17 protein-coding genes are annotated in these 20774 nt (G+C 39.2%); 2 read left to right on the top strand and 15 right to left on the bottom strand.

All coding sequences use genetic code 11. The features are described 5' to 3' along the window. Positions 1 to 28 precede the first annotated feature (28 nt). From WG954_RS05105 to WG954_RS05045, 13 genes are all read right to left on the bottom strand, one after another. Complete coding sequence (locus tag WG954_RS05105) at positions 29 to 1366, bottom strand: APC family permease (protein WP_340434263.1); 1338 nt, start codon at positions 1364 to 1366, stop codon at positions 29 to 31. Between the two features lie 32 nt (positions 1367 to 1398). Continuing rightward, complete coding sequence (locus WG954_RS05100) at positions 1399 to 2538, bottom strand: serine hydrolase domain-containing protein (protein ID WP_340434261.1); 1140 nt, start codon at positions 2536 to 2538, stop codon at positions 1399 to 1401. Positions 2539 to 2710: 172 nt separating this feature from the next. Further along, on the bottom strand, positions 2711 to 3547 hold the full coding sequence (locus tag WG954_RS05095) for a sterol desaturase family protein (protein ID WP_340434259.1): 837 nt from the start codon (positions 3545 to 3547) through the stop codon (positions 2711 to 2713). A gap of 50 nt (positions 3548 to 3597) precedes the next feature. After that, positions 3598 to 4779, bottom strand: a complete 1182-nt coding sequence (locus tag WG954_RS05090; protein ID WP_340434258.1) for an acetyltransferase domain-containing protein — start codon at positions 4777 to 4779, stop codon at positions 3598 to 3600. Further along, the gene (locus WG954_RS05085; protein WP_340434256.1) at positions 4779 to 6047 is read right to left on the bottom strand and encodes a DUF418 domain-containing protein; all 1269 of its coding nucleotides are present in this window, start codon (positions 6045 to 6047) and stop codon (positions 4779 to 4781) included. Before WG954_RS05085 ends, WG954_RS05090 begins: the two co-directional genes overlap by 1 nt. A 186-nt stretch (positions 6048 to 6233) precedes the next feature. Next, positions 6234 to 7124, bottom strand: coding sequence for a dioxygenase family protein (locus WG954_RS05080; protein ID WP_340434254.1), 891 nt, complete (start codon positions 7122 to 7124; stop codon positions 6234 to 6236). 84 nt (positions 7125 to 7208) lie between these two features. Next, positions 7209 to 8396 carry an acetyltransferase domain-containing protein gene (locus WG954_RS05075; RefSeq protein WP_340434252.1) on the bottom strand — a complete coding sequence of 396 codons (1188 nt, stop codon included), beginning with the start codon at positions 8394 to 8396 and terminating at the stop codon, positions 7209 to 7211. 19 nt (positions 8397 to 8415) lie between these two features. Continuing rightward, positions 8416 to 8898 (bottom strand): lipocalin-like domain-containing protein, encoded by a 483-nt coding sequence (locus tag WG954_RS05070; protein ID WP_340434251.1) that lies wholly within the window; start codon positions 8896 to 8898, stop codon positions 8416 to 8418. 214 nt (positions 8899 to 9112) lie between these two features. After that, on the bottom strand, positions 9113 to 9754 hold the full coding sequence (locus WG954_RS05065) for a DUF2306 domain-containing protein (protein WP_340434250.1): 642 nt from the start codon (positions 9752 to 9754) through the stop codon (positions 9113 to 9115). Between the two features lie 114 nt (positions 9755 to 9868). Further along, entirely contained in the window at positions 9869 to 10909 is a 1041-nt protein-coding gene (locus WG954_RS05060; protein WP_340434248.1) for a DUF3500 domain-containing protein, read from the bottom strand. 80 nt (positions 10910 to 10989) lie between these two features. Beyond that, the gene (locus tag WG954_RS05055; RefSeq protein WP_340434246.1) at positions 10990 to 12438 is read right to left on the bottom strand and encodes a flavin monoamine oxidase family protein; all 1449 of its coding nucleotides are present in this window, start codon (positions 12436 to 12438) and stop codon (positions 10990 to 10992) included. A gap of 18 nt (positions 12439 to 12456) precedes the next feature. Next, positions 12457 to 13209 carry a hypothetical protein gene (locus tag WG954_RS05050; protein WP_340434244.1) on the bottom strand — a complete coding sequence of 251 codons (753 nt, stop codon included), beginning with the start codon at positions 13207 to 13209 and terminating at the stop codon, positions 12457 to 12459. 101 nt (positions 13210 to 13310) lie between these two features. After that, positions 13311 to 14054 carry a hypothetical protein gene (locus tag WG954_RS05045; RefSeq protein WP_340434242.1) on the bottom strand — a complete coding sequence of 248 codons (744 nt, stop codon included), beginning with the start codon at positions 14052 to 14054 and terminating at the stop codon, positions 13311 to 13313. 223 nt (positions 14055 to 14277) lie between these two features. On the opposite strand from WG954_RS05045, the gene WG954_RS05040 reads away from it, so the two are divergent. After that, positions 14278 to 18405, top strand: coding sequence for a hybrid sensor histidine kinase/response regulator transcription factor (locus WG954_RS05040; RefSeq protein WP_340434240.1), 4128 nt, complete (start codon positions 14278 to 14280; stop codon positions 18403 to 18405). A gap of 22 nt (positions 18406 to 18427) precedes the next feature. Here WG954_RS05040 and WG954_RS05035 read toward each other — a convergent pair whose 3' ends face one another. Next, a complete protein-coding gene (locus WG954_RS05035; RefSeq protein WP_340434238.1) occupies positions 18428 to 19615 on the bottom strand; it encodes a dipeptidase in 1188 nt (395 codons plus the stop codon). Positions 19616 to 19658: 43 nt separating this feature from the next. Between WG954_RS05035 and WG954_RS05030 the strand changes: the two genes are divergently transcribed. Continuing rightward, positions 19659 to 20132 (top strand): GNAT family N-acetyltransferase, encoded by a 474-nt coding sequence (locus WG954_RS05030; RefSeq protein ID WP_340434235.1) that lies wholly within the window; start codon positions 19659 to 19661, stop codon positions 20130 to 20132. Between the two features lie 85 nt (positions 20133 to 20217). On the opposite strand, the gene WG954_RS05025 is transcribed toward WG954_RS05030, so the two are convergent. Further along, complete coding sequence (locus WG954_RS05025) at positions 20218 to 20721, bottom strand: hypothetical protein (protein WP_340434234.1); 504 nt, start codon at positions 20719 to 20721, stop codon at positions 20218 to 20220. Positions 20722 to 20774: the final 53 nt, after the last annotated feature.

Genomic DNA, 20774 nt, shown 5'->3' with positions numbered 1-20774 from the left:
TTGTCTGTACTTTTTTTTAATGAAATTGTTATTCTTTCAAACCACTGTTCTCTTTATCCTGCTTCTTCTTTTTTACCTGTTTCATAATGAAATAGGCAATAGAGAACACGATCATAAACAGACCAATACCTGTAAGTTCATTTCTGGTTAAATTCGATAGCAACCAAATAATACCGGCAGCAGCCAACAATGGAACAATGATGCCACCAGGCACACGAAATGTTTTTTCGGTTGTTACGGTATCTTTTCTCCTGAGTTTTACTGAAGACAATACAACGCCCAGATAAATGATCAACACCGCTGCACTGGCAATAGTAGCAAGCTGTTTAAAGCCACCGGATATAGCCAGTATCAAACCCAACGACGCATAAAATGCAATGGCAACATGTGGCGTAAAATAGCGGTCGTGAACTTTCGCCAATGGCTTTGGCAGTAGTCCATCTCTTGCGCCGGCAAATAAGATCCGTGGAATAGAAAGTATTTCGCCACCCAATGCACCTAACATTGAAAGTGCACTGGCTGCAATAATGATGATGGCTCCCCATTTGCCAAACGCAATATTTGCCACTGCAGCCAACGGAGCATCTTTATGCGCTGTAACAGTTGCACCGAGCACACCTTGTGTTACCAGCTGAATAGAGATGTATAAAAGTAATACTGCCGTTATGCCGAAAAATATTCCAAGCGGCACAGTGCGTTTTGGATTTTTTATTTCACCACCATTACTTAAAGGGCCATCTAAACCGATAAAAGCGAAAAATAAAAGCAATGATGCTGTGCCCAGATTGCTGAAAGTTGGTTCGATTGTCCAGCGTAGATTTTCTGGTGACAGAAACGCTGCTCCTGCAACTACTACTGCTATCAATGGAATTAATTTTCCGAGTGCAGCAAACTCAATGAGGCGTACACCGTTTTTTACACTTCGGATATTTATAAGTGTTATCGTTACAAAAACAAACACTAATAAAACTACCCGGAAAACTTCGTTACTTAAGAAAGGGAAAAAATATTTCAACGTATCAACCAATGCATTGGCAATGGCTGCGTCTGATACAATGCATCCTCCAAGCCAATAGATATTATTAGCAAGGAATCCTGCAAAAGGACCAAAAGCCGTTTCTATATAACTATAAACGCCACCACTCACAGAAGTTTTGGAACCCACTTCGGCAAAGCAAAGACCAATTAAAAAAATAAGTGCGCCACATACCAGGTAAGCAAGAATAGCAGCAGCACCAAGATCTTCAGCAATAATTGCAGGGATAATAAAAATGCCCGAGCCGGCTGTGATGTTTACAATGGCCAACGTTAACGACCTGACACCGATTTCTCGTTTAAGATTTTCTTTTTTTGAAACCGGCTTCATGTGTTTGGGTTAAGTGTGAAAGCTGTTTGAAATTATTTTGCTTCGATCGATTTAATAACGAGGCTCAGCATCTCGGCCACCTTACTGTCATCCATCCAACGGGTAACAACTACCAAGTCATGTTCTTTATCGATGATGATATAATTGCCACCGAATCCTGCTGCATAATATACTTTGGGGGAGATGCCCTTCCAGCTCTGATCTGTATTTAACCACCACAGGTAACCATAATTTTTATTGGCAGCAGATGGTTGCTGTGCAGCAGTGATCCATTTTTCAGAAATCAGTTGTTGATTTTTCCATTTTCCATTTCGCAAAAACAACAAACCAAACCTTGCATGATCAAGTGTATTGATGAAGATGCCACCACCATGATGACCGCCGCCACTAACTGATTGCATTGTTAATCCATCAAGAGTTACAAAAGAATTTTCGTAACCAAACCAACGCCATGTAGTGGAGGCTCCAATGGGATCCATGATCTTCTCTTTAAACACAACAGGCAATGGTTTACGCCAAACCTGCAATAACGAATAAGCAAGGAGATTTACACGTACATCATTGTATTCATAATTTGTTCCGGGTTCAAGCAGCTTACGGTTCTTCCAGTCATCAATGCTGCCTTCTCTTGGCGGACGATCGGCCCAATCGTGTAAACCAAACAAACTTCCGTTCCAATCGGATGATTGGTTGAGCAAATGTTCCCAGGTTATTTTTGAATTATGCGCACTTTCAAAGTAGCCGTCCCACACATATTGACCAACTTTATCGTTTACGCTTTTGATCAATCCATTGTCAACTGCTAAACCTGCAACAGTAGAGAGATAACTTTTTGTTACACTAAACGTCATATCAACTCTGTTCACATCGCCCCACTGCGCAACGATGTATCCGTTCTTGATCACTAATCCCGCAGGGCCACCTCTTTCTTTCATAGGCCCGATCATTTTATATCCCGGTTCCCGTGAATAAGATTTCATATTGGCAATACGCAAGTCACGTTCAACTTTGTTTTCATTTTTCAATGCAAAACTTACTGCACTGTCGAGCCAAACTTTATTCATCTTTAACTCTTCGGGCTTTTTTGTTTGCCAGTCTGCATCAGGAAAATAAGTTTGTGCAAGACTGCTAAATGAGTACAGGAGTAAAAAAAGAATACTGATTTTTTTCATTGCTTCAAATTTTTGTTCAGTGTTGTTGCTTCAACAACTCGTTATTTTATTTCGAATAGAATCGTAACTGTGTTTTTATGCTTTGGCTTTTTTGCTCACCCGCACCTATGCGGTGAGTACATACGTAAGAAGGAGCAGTAGCGAAAAGCGAAGCTTCGTTTTGTGATTCATTTTATTTCTGTTGTTCCATCTTATTTAATTCGGCAGAGCCAATTCGTTTTACATCGATAAATGGACTCTTCATCAAATACCAGAACGTTTGCTTTTTCTCTTCGTCAAATTCTTTCAACCCCAGTTTGATTTGCTCAACCGGTTTACTTTTATAGGTACCGAACAGGCGATCCCATAAAATAAAAATATCAGAGAAGTTAGAATCGGTGTAATACTGATCCTGATCATGATGCACTTTGTGGATGTTAGGTGTTGTTATGACTAAGCCAATACTTTTATCGAGCCATTTAGGGAAACGAAAATTAGCATGCTCCAGGAAAAAGAAAATGCTGGCAATAAAAAAGTACAAACCCAGTGTAAGTAAATCAAGACCAAAAACAGCAGCCGCAAGAATATTGCTGCTGCCAAACCAAAGAAAAGTTTCGATCGGATGCCCACGAAAATTTGTAGATGCGTCCATGGTTGTATCACTGTGGTGCACACGATGGAAACGCCAGAGCAGTGGTACCACATGTGAAAGTCGGTGAAACCCGTAGCTCACCAGGTCGATCATGGCAACACCCAGCAATAGTTTTAACCAAAGCGGCAGTTGCACAAGATAGAATAACCCGATCTCATGCTTGTTCAACCATTCAACACTGAAAACTGTAACCGAAGCCCAGAAAATGTTTACAAGAAAAAAAACAAAATAAAACAGACTGTTTTGAAACAGGTGTTGCGGTCTTTTTTTGAAGTTGAATTGATTGATGAGCAATTGTTCAAGCGAATAAAAAAGCACCATCAACCCAATGATGATATAATTGGAATTGATGGCGAGTAGTTTGTTAATGAATTCCATTGCAAGGGATTTGGGTAATGTTGAATGTTCGGTGAACCATCAGGTTGTAGTTATAAATAACTCAACCACTTTTTTTCTTTATGATTGGTTTTATAATTATCGTACCATTTGCACAATGGGTACAATGCAAGCACAACAGAAATCCAGACTAGATACACGATCCATAAACTATAACCTTCGCCCGGTATAATGAATTTAAAGGGAATTGGCACATTCATTCCTTCTGCTATACTATGCCCTCTCGCCAAGAACAGGATAATTGAAATAATATGTAGCACATAAAAATGTACGATATAATAAAACAGGGGAACCCTGCCAAATACGATAGCGAATTTCGCAAAACGACTACTGGTGCTCTTAACAAAGGATAAGAAAATAAGTGCGCCGCCAATTGTTACACTCATAAAAAGCAACGATGGCGGATACTTTTGCACATTCATGAAAGAGAAAAATGTTTGAAGCCCCGTCTTTTGGCTACTCCAGGGTTGTGAATCACCATATACATTAATCGAACGTAGTACGACAAATAACAGTAATGCAGCAACTCCCATCCACAGCAATAGTTTATTTCTACGTTCAGTTTCTGTATTGCTGAAAAGTTTTCCGAAACAGTAACCGAGTATCATTAGCCCTGTCCATGGCAGAAAAGGATACATGATGCCTAATGTAAAATTAGTCCCCAGTTGAAGAAAAGCGGGACGATGCAAAAAGCTCCACCATACCGGAACAGCGCCATTACGTTCTGCTTCAGCAAAGTCCAGAAGATTATGACCAAATACGATCAACAAACCAATTACGAGCAAAGCACGGAATGGTAACCAAATGAGCAACCCTAATATAACCATGTTGATTCCGATGGACCATATTGTTGCCAGAATGATGGTACTGAAATAGATATCACCTAATACACCAAATGTCATCACCGTTAATTCGATCAGCACCAACCAAAAACCACGAGTGATCAGAAACCAACTCAATTCTTTTGTTGTTTTCCTTTTGCTTTGCAGCCATGCAGACACACCGGAAAGAAATACAAAAGCAGGAGCACAGAAATGAGTGATCCAACGTGTGAAATATAATGCAGCTGTAGTTGTTTCCGGATTCAGCGGATCTCCTGTAAAAGCTTCCCTGTGAAAAAAATCACGTGTATGATCCAATGCCATAATGATCATCACCAGGCCACGAAGCAGATCGATGGATTCTATCCGTTTAGTTGTTAATGTCGATTCCATTATTCGTTATCGATATTAGTTGTTTGAGATTTCTTTTTGAACGTTTGCCATTTTTTATAAGTTGCACTACGCCATAACCATTCAATGGGCCCATAGTTAAAATACTTCAACCATAATGTACTTAGAATGATTTGTCCGATAAATACCAGCAATGCAAACGCAGTGTAATACACCGGTCCTACTTCACGGACTAAACCAAAGCCCGCCCCATAAAAAACAATAGTGCCGATCACTGAGTGACTGATATAATTCGTGAATGCCATTTTACCAACCGGCTGAAGTATGCTCACCACTTTTTTGCCAAAAGTTGTTTGAGCAAATAGAAAGAACAATGCAACATAAGCCAATGCCAATGGAGCTACGCCCAATGCATAAGCAATGCTTTGATAAACACCTTCTATCTTCAACTGGTAGTATAAACCTGTTTCCATCAATTTTGATAAGTGATAGTTTGCAGGTAAACCAATAAGTAAACCTCCACCTGCAACCATCCAGAGTAATTGTTTATTTGCAAGAATGGTTTTATAACGGTCATTACGCCCCAGCAGGTAACCAAGGATAAACATGCCCAACACTTTTAAAGGACGGCTTTGAAAAATCAAATCGCCAAAACGGTAAAACACACCGGCGACTAGGCTTTTTAACTGGAAGAGATAGTTTCCTGTTTTCAGGTTGATCAAAAACTCGTCAAAAGATTTTGAACCTGTTAAATACGAATCAATTTTTGTACCAGTGCCATAAAGCAAACCTGCAGGCGCCAGCAGGACGTTCCATTTCATTCGAAGGAAATAAATAAGCACAGGTAAGCAAAGCATGACAATGGCTGTGATAAATAATTTTCGATCGTTCCACTTGCGGATCCATAAAAACACAAAGCCAACCAATGCATAAAACGCAACAATATCACCAGTCCATAGCAATAACAAATGTGCAAGCCCAAGCAGAAACATAAAACCCAATCGCCTGCGCATGAACTTTACAGGGGTTAACCCGTTTATTTCACTCCGTTTTAATTGTATTTCCATACCCCAGCCAAACAATAAACTAAAGATGGAATAAAACTTTCCTTCGATGAAAACATGCTCCCAAAAGTGAAAGGTATGATCGAGCCTATGAAAGTAAGGGCCAACGTTGTTGAGTGAAGAATCATAAAATGAAAAACCCGCACCCAGGTTAGCAATAAAAATACCCAGGATAGCAATACCACGCAGGGCATCCATAATATGAATACGTTCACTTGTACGTACTGGTGTAAATGCCGTGGACATGGTTGTTGATTTTGGTTATGACGAAGTCAGACAAAATACCTATTGCCAAAAGGTAGACAGAAGTTTTGAGCTTTGCAAACCCTGACAGTAAGTGAACTCTTGTTGTGCAACGAACACATGAATAAAATATTCATCGATAATGTTTCTGATATTTTTTTTGGCAAACCATCACAAAGCAATATCTTCTTATTGTTTATACTTTAAAAACTTAGTACCGCTAACCGTTTTACCCGCAGCTCGCTCTACAACCACTTTTACGTTTCCGTCTTTTTGTAACTCAAATGTTACTTTGGGATAACCTATTCCACCAATGAATGTGTTATTGCCTGTATAGGTCAAACTCGATCTCAGTTGTCCGTTTACTTTCATAAACAGCAGATCGTCATTTTTCAGGAATTCAAGCGTAATGTTTTCGCCCATTTGATAAAGCCCCGTGATCTTATCATATACTTTTTGCTCAAGCGGAAATTCTTTCGCCATCACTACATTAAACACAATTTCACTTTCTCCGTTTGAACTCTTCGTTATATCAAGTATTCTGTTTACTGCCTGTGGAGCAGAAGCCCAGTTGTCGGTTTCAACATACTTGCCGCCTTTAAAATAAATCTGCGTGATCAGATCCTGTTGATTAGGTACAGACACACGCATATGTATATGCGCAGGCCGCCATGATGCTTCATCATTCTGATCGGCTTTATACGGAACAGGCAAAATAGATTTGAATGCATACTTACCATCTGCTTTTGTTTTTTGTGCAGCACGGTAATTATAATCATCAGAAGAATTATCATACACTTCATGTTCATCGCAATGCCATATTTCTACCAATGCATTGTTGATGGGCGTTTTCCCATCTTCTTTAAAAATGAATCCTTTTAAAACGATGGGCGTGCCGTTTGAATTGGCAAGCCTGAGATTGTTTCGTAATGGTGCACCCGGTCGGTAAAAAGGACCAAGTATATCTGTAGTGGTTGGGGTATCGCCTTCAAAATGTTTCCCATTCCAGTTCAACCCCCCGAATGCGCTAATGCTGATCACTGTGAGTGATGAATTTTTGATAAATGTTCTGCGTTGCATAATGATTAGTTTTAGCTGGTTAAGATTTATAATTGCAAGCCTTGTGGTTCGTGTCTTCACCAACCACAAGGCCGTATTAAATGCTTACAAATAACTCAACCACCATTTTTCTTTATGGTTTTGTTTGTAGCGGTCGTACCATTTACACAAAGGGTATAAGAACAATACGATCCCTATCCAAACGATGTATACAATGCCCAATGAAAAGCCGTAGCCTTTTAATGTTTGAGTTAACCATAACGGCTCTTTCAATACCCATATCTGCCAGCTGAAACCGGTAAATAATCCGGTTGCTACCAAGGCTGCAGCATGCAACAGGTAAATGTGCAGGATGTAGTAGAACATCGGCACTCTTCCATAAATTGAAATGAATTTTGTAAACGTGTTATTTGCTCTCTCTGTAAATGCAAGGAATAAGACAGAAGGTCCAAGTGTCATTAATGCATATAATAATGAGGGTGGATATTTAGTGGTACTGATAAAATCCAGGAATGTTTTTAAGAAATTATCTTGCTTACTCCAGGGGCCGGGATCGCCATAAAAATTGGCAAAGCGTATAATAATAAATAAGAGTACAGCTCCGCCACCAATATTGAGTAGCCATTTTTTTCTTTTTTCTGCACCAAAAGCAGGCGAATACAATGCCCCAAAACAATACCCCAGCATAATAATGCCAATCCATGGTAATACCGGGTAACCTACTAATATATTTTTACTTGCCCATGTAAATAAATTTTGATCATGAACAAGAGCCCAGGCAAATGCTTTAAAAGTATTTCCCTGTACATGAATTCCATCCAAAAGATTATGCCCGGCTAAAATGAGTAGGCCAATGATAAAAATCCATTTTCTTGGTAAATGAACAGCAGCTGCTAAGGCGATCATGCTTAGACCGAGTACCCAGATGACAATAAAGTAGATATTGTTAAATGTAATATCAAAGTTCCATCCGAAATTGATAACCGTAAGTTCTAGCAGTATCAGCCATGCTCCACGTTTAAAGAGAAACATAGACAGTTCCTTTTTGCTTTTACGCTCACCTACCAGCGATGCAGATGTACCCGCAAGAAACATAAATACGGGTGCACAGAAATGTGTGATCCATCGGGTAAAAAAAAGTACCGGTTTTGTTTTTTCCAGATCAAGCGGATCATAAATAAAAGCATCGGCATGGAAATAATCTCTTACATGATCCAGTGCCATTATGATCATAACAACACCACGAAGAAGGTCAATTGATGTTATTCTCGATTTCGTTAAGTCTGTTTTCATTTATAATAAAGTTTAATTATCATTCAACTCTTACAAGTACTCTTCTTGTTCTGATGTTATCGCCTATGATTGCTGTATCGCCTCTTAGTTGAATTTGCCGGGGCTGTTCTGTATCGGTATAGAAAGGAAGCGTTCCTCCTTTTACATGATGGATCACTTGTCCCTTTGCAGGTTCGTATGTGTACGTACCAAAGTATCCGAAAGAATGACTGCTGAAAAATTCATGAAAATTGATCGTGTAATTTTTTGATCCTTCCTCCGTCATTTTAAGTGGCGTATCGCTGGAAACATTAATACTTAATATGCCACCGGGCGAGTAAATAAAATAGCCTCGTGGATTTTTTCCGTAGCGGTTTATCCATGTATTGGAAACAGAATCATAATCAGCAAACTCAACCAATTGCCATATACCCGCAATGCCTTTGGTAGGTTTTGTTTTTTGTGCAGATGAGACAATACATGCAAATTGAAAACAGAGAATAGGCAGAATAAATTTTCTCATGTTACTGGTTTTACTTATTAAGTAATGCTTTGCTGATGCAAAGTCATTGTCAAACACATAGGGAGTTAAAAGGAAAGCGTACACACTTTTCTCAAGGGGAGATGGATTTGGGAAAGAATCGATGACTTAAATCTAATTCTTAATATGCACATGCCAACGATTTTTGTTACTAATTCTGGCTGTTTTTCGTAAGGCAACAATTGCATTTTATTTATTATTTCTTTTTCCGACTCAAAACAATTTCAGTTATTAATAATGGAATTGCCCAGCAAAACCAAATAATCGTTACGCCTCTTTCTTTAAATTCCGGTATAATAGATTTCACATAAGTTGAATTATTAAAAATGCGGAAAAAGAAAAAAGCCAGCGTTACTACATAGCTTCGTATCATCCATTCCTTATGCTGAACAATGCGACCTCTCCTCACTGATGTATAGGCCATCAATGCCGTAGAAATCCAGGCAAAGGCTAATGCCTCTAAACCAAACGCCCATGAAAAACTTATCTTGTATCCACTGGTCCACGCTAAATAGGTTGCACTGATGCTACCGGTTAAAATTGCGATCAGATAGATACGCCCCAGCATTCTGTGTATTTTGATATATCTGTTTCTGAATTTCTTCCAGAATTGAAACGGACCAATTAACATGGCTGTAATTCCACTTGAAATATGGAAAAACAAGGGCCACTTATAATCCCAAAACCTGCCATAACTTTCTTTATTCAGACGTAAGTAGGGTAAAATCTCCTGAAAAGTAACTACACCTACATAGAGCATAAGAAGTAATACAAAGCCTGATTTTACAAACGAGGCTGGTTTGCTTTGATTAATTAAGGGTGATGCGTTATTATTCATTTTAAAAATTGTTGTGTTTAGTACTACTGTTCTGCAAAGTCAACGACGTGTTTTGTTTGTTCACTATTTATTGAATCTTGGTAGTTTAATCTCGAAAAAAACGTATCATCAATTTTATTTGTGGTGATGCTTGCTTTTTTTATAATGCTCATTTAGAAGGTCAACTCCAAAATCACCATTGAAATCACGCCATACAATGTGTATATGATTCGCATTGTGTGTAGTGTTATCAAACTCAATTAAAAAAGTTTTCCCCTGTATTCTGTAATAATGTGGTACTCCTTTTACTAAACCACCTGCCCATCCAAATCTTAATTCGTTAAAATCTTCTGATACGATTCGCTTCATTCTCATCTCTGCTATTTCAGTTGGCATAGAAGAAAGATGACAGGCAATTAATTTATTTAGAATGTTTTTTTGTTGAAGTGTCAGGTCTTTGGCTAAAATACCAACAGGGGCAAGATGCCCAACCTGAATAGCGTTTGTAGTAACAATATCAGTAAATGCTTTTGATTGAAAGATAGCCTGGAGCTTTTGTTCAGCAGTAAGCATATTGATTAACTCAAAGCCAAGATCTTCTTCGTCTTTTATGATTCGCCTTCCTTTATTCTTTCCTTCTTTTATTTCAGCAGGATATACTCCAAAGAAAACCGGAGTGAATGCTAATTGATTGTTTACTACTGTAAAATTCAGAGCAATATGATGTCCACTAAATTTCCATCCCCAAACGCTGTCTTTCCCGGGATTGCCATAAAATGCGATGAAATGATTTTCAGGTATCCGGTGTATCATGTTTGGCTCTAACTCTTTTAAATAATACTCGTTATTCATGATGTCCTGCGTTTGTGAAAACCCTTTCTCACTTAAAAAACTTTTAAGTAAGGCATAAACATTTTTCTTTTGCGAGCTATCCAGGTCTTTTAAACACACGCCTCTTCTTGGAATCAAACTTGGAGGAAGATAATGCCAGTCATATCTTGACATTTCATCAAAAGGAAAAACAGATTTTGTCTTTTGTTCACTGTTAAAGGAATGAATAACTGTTATTGCAGATGAAAAATCTACAGTATTATGCTGTGCTGTTAAAGTGAAAGGGATCATGAATAGTTGTGAAAGCACAATTGCAAGCAGGATTATGATTGATTTACTTTTCATTTTTTTCTTTTTTCTTTTTCTATATCTGTGTTTCGTGTCTTCACGAACCACGGCAGCGTATGCCGGATCAGAATATCCTCTTAAACTTCGTTAATCTCCTTTGCTGCACGTGCACCTGATTCAACCGCACCTTCCATACTTCCTGAGTATATAGAAGTATGTTCTCCGGCAAAATGTATACGACCTTCTGGTCGGATGATTTCAGGCAGCCATGAAGTAATTTGGCCGGGAAGAAATAACGAATATGCTCCAAGCGAATAAGGGTCAAGCTGCCAACTCTTTGAAATGCCACCCTCGTAGTAGTCGGAAACATCAGGGTGAACTTTGCTCATCTGTTCAAGTGTGAATTTTAATCTGTCGTCGTTCGACATCTTGTCAAGTTGCAAAGCATCCTGCCCACGTGCATGACCTTCAAGGATAGCTCTTTCTCCTTCTTTTCCTGTTTTGATCATTGGATGTTTTTGTACTTGGCCTATAGGGAGATCAGTCATAGCTGAACCATTCTCTCCGTTGCTTTCCCAAAATTTTTTCTTTACTTCCAGGAACACACGGGTTGTTGGTGTGTAATAGAGCCCGGCAATAATTTCTTTTTTGAAGGCTGATAACGAAGGCGAAATATCGATGTTTTGCAACACCGAAAAAGGAATTGTGCAAACGATCCTGTCTCCACTAATGCTTTCTTGCTTACCAGCTATATTCACAATTACTTCTACACTATTGGGTGCATTTTTTATACTCACCACCTCAGTATTAAAATGAATTCGTTCTCCCAATCTAATTGCAAATGCAGAGGATAAACGATCAACTCCGCCGGGAAAGCTGTACACATCTTTACTTGTGGCACTCTGTAATACGGGTAACAGATTCGCTGCAGCCGAAGCCAATCCCTGCCGGTCACAATACCAGGTTGTTACACGAATAATTTCCTGCGCACCTGCAGATGCACCTTTTTCTGCAATTAACTGAAGCAATGTCTTGTTGTCAATTGAACGGGCCCAGTTGTACAGTGAATTGGAAATAGATACATCATCCACACCTTCCAGTAAAGGCTGAATGTACCTGTTGGTGATACTGCCCTCACGTTCTTCCGGTTTGAGTTCATAAGGCCAAACTATTTTGCCGTTAACAGGAACAATGCGTTTGCCACGCAGATGATAGACTGTATTTCCTCCAATACTCCGTATAGCAGGAGCTTTCAGCGATTCGTATGGAATATTGAAAAACTTCACATAACGAAGCAGGTTGAAATAATTATCGTTGAAACTCATAGCGCCGGCTTCAGCTGTTAACCCCGAAGTAAAACCTTCCCGAAGAGTTAGTACACGACCACCAGACCGATTTCTTGCTTCAACAACGATCACCTCATGACCGGCTTGTACGAGTTCCCATGCGGCAGTTAAACCAGCAAGGCCAGCACCAAGCACAATTACTTTCTTCTTTGTTTTTTGGCCAGATGCAGCTACACTAATCGGCAGCAAAACACCTGCGGTTGCAATAGTGGAAGTTTGTATAAAGTTTCTACGATTCACGAATGACTATTTTATTGACTAACGAAATAAAAAGCTTTCCGCAAACCATTGCCAGGCAGCAGTATTGCCTGCAAAATCAACGATCAAAAAACTAATTACATAAATACCAATCACGATCAATATTGGTTGCAACGATTGTTTTTTCGAACGTTGGTAAACAGCAAGGGCAATCAATAAAATGAGTGCGAACAGTTGCGAACTATATTCAACAAAAAAGTTAGGCGCTATATCATTGGCTTTTGCCCAATGACCAATCATGCGGGCTAAAGCCGGATCAATGGAAGTAAAGATGGCACCGATCATATATGTTGCATGATGGAGAAACCGTTTGCCATTGACAATGGCCAGTATGTAAAAAATAATGAGCATAAGAAGGAAAATAATTCCAAACCTTTGTGAACTGGCTACTCTGCTCAGTACCTCCTCAGTTGTAATGTTCAATTTCCCCGTTGCTACTTCATTTTGAATGCGAAGAAGAATTCGTTCGTAGCGGGCTTGAATAAGTATGTAACCTGATATTACGATTAAAGGAATCAACACATAACTTACTTTGCCAACAATTTTATGAATGCTGGTCTTCTTCTTCATGATCAACCAGGGTTGTACAATACTCATAATTACCCATAAACACATAAAGAAGGTATGAACATGTAGTATCGTTGTTTTATTAGCGGTTATCTTACTCCAATAGCCGGGATAAAAGCCAATGATTACTAAGGGTATAAATAAGAGGAACCATTTTTCAATGTGCGGGAATAAGATTTTTTTCATTTTCTTTTTTGTTAACGCTAACCCGGTTTAAATGAATTATAAAACAAACCCCACCACTTTTAGAATGATGAGGTTGTTTAACTATCAACATGGAAAAAGGGTTATTTCGAACTTAAGTCTTTACGCATAAACAATAATTCGCTCCAGCTTTCCTGTGTGTACTCTGCTATATCTTTTAGGTACTGTGCATAAGAACCTTCACCGTTTGCAGTTTCATACACTTCTTTAAACGGTTTGCGGAAACCCACAGTCCGTTCTTTCAATCCCTGCTTATACCTTGTTGTTAAGGTATATTGTGTTGGGCCCGAAGAACTGCTTACATACACAGCAACAGTTACACCTGAAGCCTCCCATGCTTTCTTTATTTTCTTAAGAATGGCCACCACATTATCATTTTGCCCCGGTTTTGGGTATACATGTGTGATCTGGATCTTCTCAGTAAAATCGCCCAACGCAATGGTGCTTAACGATTCCTGGTAAACGGAGTAGCCGCCGCTCTGTTTGTCTGTTAACCAAATGGCTACATTTTTATTCCAGTCGTTTTGGTGTTCGGGGCTGATGTCGCCTCTTGCATCTTCACTTTCCCAACTCTTCGGACCTTCGGTTATATGATACCCGCCAAGATCCGGTCCTGATTGAATGGCAAACACACGCCAATGATTATCGCCCGTATGATATTTTTGGGCATGGGCAGCAACGGCCTTTTCAAATTCTGTGATCTTGTCAATTTTAGGAAATACCCGGTGTGTAGATATTACGTTTTTGGTTTGGCTGATGCCGGCAAAAGCAATTGTCAGCATTAAAAGAAGGAATGCGCTGAGCTTGGCAGTAATTTTCTGTGTCATACTTGTTTGTTTTGGTTTAGGAAAAATGTGATAATGGGGTCTTTCAAAGCTCCATTCAAACCAGACTTTTTGTGAGTACGAATCCACCATTCAACTTCAGTTTCTCGGCAATCGACAGGACAAATTGTGCATCGTCGGGATAAATTCATCATTCTGTGCGGAAAAAATCTGTTTACTATTTAAGATGAAATAAAAAATTGGGCTTCGATTATCTTTATAGCAAATGCCCCCAAGCCACATCACAACTAAACTGCTGATCACCCTCTTTGGGGTTTGGTTGGCTATACCCGGTTGGGGACAGCTGAAGTATGAGCAGCTAACCACATCGGAAGGTTTGAGCCAGGGATATGTGTACGACATACTGCAGGATAAAGATGGCTTTATGTGGTTTGGTACCAAAGACGGGCTTAACCGTTACGATGGGTATACTTTTAAAGTTTACACACACGACAGCTACAACCCTTATTCAATAAGTAATAACAACATTAATCGCCTTTTTGAAGACAGCAAAGGCAGGCTTTGGGTAAGTACAGATGATGGCATTAATATTTACGATAAAACCAGCGATCGTTTCCGGCGCATTTTACACAATCCCAAAAATGCAAACAGCCTATCCGGAAATAAAGTTTTTTTACCGGTCATTGAACTGCCTGATGGAAGGTTTCTTGTATTTCCGCAGGAGAAGAGTTTAAATGTTATTTCGTTACCCGATGATTTTTTGGAAAATAATTCCCAACCTGTAATTACACATTTAACTGCACCGGGGGCGCAGAATGTTTCGTGCATGTATATGGACGGCAGTAAAAAAGTCTGGATCATTTCTGATAAGGTTTATGAATTGCTGCCCAACGATCTGTCGCTCGTATGGCGAAAGAATAGTTTTGAATTTGGTCAAACTGCACCCGCTGCAGATGGTAGTGTGTGGGCAGATGATTTTTTCTTTAGCCAGGTGCAGGATACCATTGCTTATCCGCTGTTTTCAAAAGATATCGTCAGAGGTCATGGCAGAGTTTTTTTTCACGAAATGGATAAAAAAAGATTTTGGCTTGGCATAACCGATTCGGGCAGATTGGAAATTTTTGATATTAAAAACTGGAAACGTGGTAGTCCGGTAGATCCCGAACAAACAAGGTTGCATAGCTTTTCGCAAGTAACACCAACAAGAATTTATAAAGACCGTTCAGGACTTGTTTGGCTGGGCACGAATGGTTACGGCTTGCGCAAGTACAGCAACGAAACAGAAAAATTTCATCATATTGATCGTGGTTTTAGTGTGCGTAAAATAATGGGGTTGCCAAACAACGAGGTTTTTATAAGAGGCTGGGGCGAATTAAAAAGGTTTGATGTTGATGGAAGAAATTTATCCGGCAAGGAAGAAAAGAAACTATTTGATGGCAGTGATTTTTTCATGGGCAAAGGCTTTACCATTTGGGGCTTGCACCGTAAGGGAGGCTACAGTGCCAATAATTTTGATGAAGTAATTAAAAAGTTAAACCTCGTCACAAAAGTTTCAACTACCTACAAGATAAATGTAAACAGGGAAGAAGAGTTGCTGGAACCAAAACTGGAAGACAGTAAAGGTAATATATGGCTTACCGGTTTTGGAGGAAGGCTGATTGTATTAAATCCTTCAACAGGAGCGTATAAAAAAATTACGATCAACACCGATCCTGTCAATCCTATGCTAAAAGGTGCACAGATAACTGCTTTGCACGAAGATGCAAGCGGTGTGTTTTGGGCGGGTACCGAAAACGGACTCGCAAAAATTAATTTTCAATTCAATGCTGAAGCGCCGCCAAAAATTACATGGTACAAAACAAACGCTGCTGATAGAACAGCGTTGAACTACAGCCATGTGTCATGCATCATCAATGATGCATTCGACAATACAATTTTGTGGGTGGCAACAAAAGGAGGCGGTCTCAATCGCCTGAATAAAACAAGCAATCAGTTTACACATATCACAACCAAAGAAGGTCTTTGCAATAATGTGGTGTATGGATTGTTGACTGATGATGCAGGTAATATTTGGGGCAGTACCAATAACGGTATTTTTTGTTTGCTGAATAGCAAGAAAGAAAAACAAAGTCAATGGTTGTTCAGGCATTTCACAAAAGCGTCGGGCTTGCAGGACGATGAGTTTAATACAGGCGCTTATGCAAAACTCCCCAACGGTGATCTGGCATTTGGTGGAGTGAACGGACTAAATATTTTTAATCCGGAAACAGTTTTACAAAATGGAATTTCACCCAATGTATTTATCACAAGCGTTTTGGTAGGTAATGAAGTGGTATTGCCCAATGATAAAACCGGATTACTGAAACAAACGATCGAATACGCTCCATCCATTACCTTAAATCATGCACAGGATATTTTAACACTTGAATTTTCATCGCTTGATTTTACGGCACCTGATCAAAATAAATACCGTTATCAGCTGGTTGGTATTGATAAAGACTGGGTAGAAAGTGGTACAAGACGTAACGCTACTTACTTACATCTGCCGGCAGGAAACTTTATTTTTAAAGTACAGGCCAGCAACAGCCAGGGTGTTTGGAGTAATAAAATAAAAGAACTGCAAATAAGAGTGCTGCCGCCCTGGTGGCGAACATGGAAGGCTTATCTTTTTTATGCGTTGTTGATCGGCTTTGCAGCAAGAGCATATTTTTTATTCAGGATCAATAAAGCAAAACTGCAATCGCAATTACATTACGAGCAGCAGGAAGCAAAACGTGTAAAGGAATTAGATACACTAAAAACACAACTGTATGCCAATATCACACATGAATTCCGCACACCACTTACCGTTATTTTAGGAATGGCACAACAGGTAAAAGAAAAGCCGGAAGAACATCTCGATGGCGGAATGGATATGATCGTTCGCAACGGAAATCATTTACTCAATCTTGTAAATGAAATGCTTGACCTGTCGAAGCTCGAAGATGGAAAGATGACACTGCATTTGGTTAAAGGTGATGTGATCAATTTTTTAAGATATGTGGTGGAATCATTTCAATCATTGGCTGCAAGTCAGCAAAAACAATTTCACTTTTTAGCGGATGCAGATGAATTGGTGGTTGCGTATGATGCAGAAAAGTTACGACAGATCATTACCAATCTTTTATCCAATGCGTTGAAGTTTACTCCGGCAAAGGGCAATGTGTATGTAAGTATTTCGCAGGAAGCAACGGAAGAACCCGGTACAACTGTAATGGTTTTAAAAGTAAAAGACACGGGCATTGGTATTCCTGAAAATCAGTTGCAGCACATCTTCGATCGTTTTTATCAACTGGATAACAGTCATACACGCAAAGCAGAAGGAACAGGAATTGGACTGGCGCTTACCAAAGAATTAGTGAAACTCATGAATGGAACGATTGCAGTAAAAAGCCCGCCGGTTGGTGCAACAAAAGGTACAGAGTTCACCATCACCTTACCACTGCAAAAAGCAAATGCGGAAGAAGTTGCAGCAACCGTTCCTGTATTTACAAAAGAACCTGCTATTGAACCTGTTTCTGTAAGACGCAAACCTGTTATCATCAACAATGAACATGCTGCTGCAACCACACCGTTGATATTATTGGTAGAAGATAATGTGGATGTTGTGGCCTATACTGCAAGTTGCCTGCCCCAATACAAACTGGCTGTTGGTAAAGATGGAAAAGAAGGATTTGAAATTGCGTTAGAAATGATTCCTGATTTAATTATTACAGATGTAATGATGCCTTTCATTGATGGATTTGAAATGTGTAAAAAGCTAAGACAGGATGAACGCACCAGTCATATCCCTATCATCATGCTTACTGCAAAAGCTGATATGCAAAGCAAACTGGAAGGATTGGAGAAAGGTGCTGATGTATATTTAGAAAAACCGTTCTATAAGGAGGAATTGTTACTGCGTATTAAAAAACTGCTGGAGATGAGAAAAAATTTACAGCAGTATTACAGCAAACAAATCGGTATTGCAGATAATGTTGAAACTACATCAACAGTAGGAACAGAAATTGTTGCAGAAGAAAAAGCCGAGCATGAGTTTGTAAAAAAAGTAAGAGAGTTAGTGGAAGCTAATTTTACCAACTATGAATTTAGTGTAGAGCAGTTGTGCAAATTGATTTTTATGAGTCACTCGCAACTGCATCGCAAACTGGAAGCACTTACAGGTTGCTCGCCCAATAAGTTTATCCGCATCATTCGCTTAAATAAAGCCAAAGAGTTATTAGCGAATCCTTCGTTAAGCATTGCAACTGTTGCATTGGATTGCGGATACAACGATTCCGGTTATTTTGCAAGGGTATTTAAACAGGAATACGGTGTTACACCGCAAGAGTGGCGTGTCACAATTACTAGATAGAAAACTGGCAAATTCTTTTGAACTATTGTGCTGTGTTTTTCATAGTTGCTTCAAACACCCGTATAAAATTTCCACCCAAAATTTTGTGGATGTCTTTTTTGCTGTATCCCCGTTCCAGTAATGCTTTTGTAATGAGTGGATAATCTTCCACACCATTCAATTCTAACGGTGGAGCTTCAATGCCATCAAAATCGCTGCCCATACCTACATGATCAACACCAACAAGTTTTACAATATAATCGAGATGATCAAGTAAAACTGAAATGGATGGCAGGATGCTTGTGAGTTTGTCCTTGTATTTTTCAGCCGTCATGATCCTTGCATAATCGGGCTGCACATTTTGTTTGATGAGCGAATCGATCTCTGGTTGGTATTGTTTCAGCATTGCATTTCGCTTTGTTTCGAATGTGCTGTCGATAAATCCTGCATAGAAATTCAGGAAGATCACACCGCCGCTTTTTGCAATGGCCTTGATCTGATCGTCTTTCAAGTTTCTTCTGTGCTTACATAAATTCCACACACAACTATGCGATGCAATGATGGGTTTGGTTGTGATCTTTGTAATGTCCCAGAATGTTTGTTCACCTACATGACTGATGTCAACCATCACACCCAAATCATTCATGCGCTTTATAACAGTTTTTCCAAATTCAGTCAATCCTTTTTTCCCCTCGCTGTTAGCAGCACCGCCGGGTGTTGTCTCATCTGCAGCACTTGTTGCCCAGGGAGTAGAATTATTCCAGGTGATGGTCATATAACGCATACCTCTTTTATACAATGCGTCAAGTTTGGTGAGATCATTTTCAATCATATGTCCGCCTTCAACGCCAAACATGGTTGCCAGCTTTTTTTCTTTCATGGCTTTTTTAAAATCATCAGGCGTGTAAACCAACTTCATCTTTGAAGGATTTCGATTTACCCATGCATATACACTATCCATTTCCTGGTTGGCAAAATTGTAAGGTTCTTTTTGTTCGCCGCCACAAAAGATCGAGAACATCTGTGCATCCACACCACCCGCAAACATGCGGTTGAGATCAGAGTGCGTTTTGCCTCTCAGATCGGTATCAAACGCTACTTTCTTTTCAATGGCAGATGAAGGAATATCATTATGTGTATCTACCAAAACTGCTTTCTTATGAAGCTTTTTGTAGTTCTGTGCAAAGAGGAATGCAGGAAATAATAATAAAGTAAGAATTCGTACAATCATGAGCAGCTAAAGGTTGTAAGTTTGCAGTTAAGGTATTAAAAAAATGACGGAGTTAATTTATATACAGCAGGAAGGCTGGTTGATGGACGAGGTGAGGAAGCTGTTTCGGGAATATGAAACGGAGCTGGACGAAAATCTATGTTTCCAGAGTTTTGAAGATGAGTTGAAAGATCCTTTGAAATTTTACGGGCCGCCGAAAGGTGTATTGTACCTGGCCAAGTGGAATAACGAAGTGGCCGGTTGCGTTGCCTTAAAACCATTGCGGGAAAAAGGTAGTTGCGAAATGAAACGACTTTATGTAAAGCCGTTTTACCGTAAACATAAGATCGGGAAAGTGTTGGTGGAGCAACTGATCAAAGATGCGCAGATGCTCGGCTATACAAAAATGAAACTCGATACCTTAGAGAAATTACAACCTGCTATTGGTTTGTACAGGCAATATGGTTTTGTAGAGACAACAGCCTATTACGAAAATCCTTTGGATGAAGTGGTGTATATGGAAAAAGATTTAGTGTAAAAATATTTTGAATAAAGAAAAGCTCCTTCAAAACTTGAAGGAGCTTTTTTGTTCTAGGGATACATATCTATAACAACCTAATGTATTAATCAAGTTGCATGCTCTTGTTATATTTCTTACCCCTTCTTTTGATTTGCCCACCAAACCAAATACTAACTAATAAAGCTGGTATTATCCCAAATAATGTAACCCAGAAAAGGGGTTTGAAAATATAATCTTCAAATGGGTTATCGTTAGTACCAATATTGTCAATGCCTTCTTGAAAGAAGCCTACCCAACCTGCAAGAAAAGCCGTCGTTAACAAAACAGCAATCGCACAAAGAAAACCAACTAAGATGAAATTTCTCTGCTTTATGATGATTGCTTTCCCTGCAATTTTACCATAATAATACCCACAAAAAAGCATGATAATACAACCAATAAAAAGGTTCAACTTGTAGTCAACATCTAAAAACCAAAAGAATGCCTTGAAAAAGCCTTGGTCAGACGAAATCATTGCAGTCATAATAAGCTGAGCTATCAATATGCCTAATCCACCAGAGACTAGTCCTTGTTTACTCCCAATTTTTTGTGCTTCAATTACTGTCATTGAATTACTTAATTAAAAAACCTCCGGAGTTTCAAAAAACCCGGAAGTTTTTC

The sequence above is a fragment of the Lacibacter sp. H375 genome, assembly GCF_037892425.1.
GTDB lineage: Bacteria > Bacteroidota > Bacteroidia > Chitinophagales > Chitinophagaceae > Lacibacter.
Note: the sequence above shows the minus strand (reverse complement) of the source record. Positions and strands in the feature narration are given on the sequence as shown.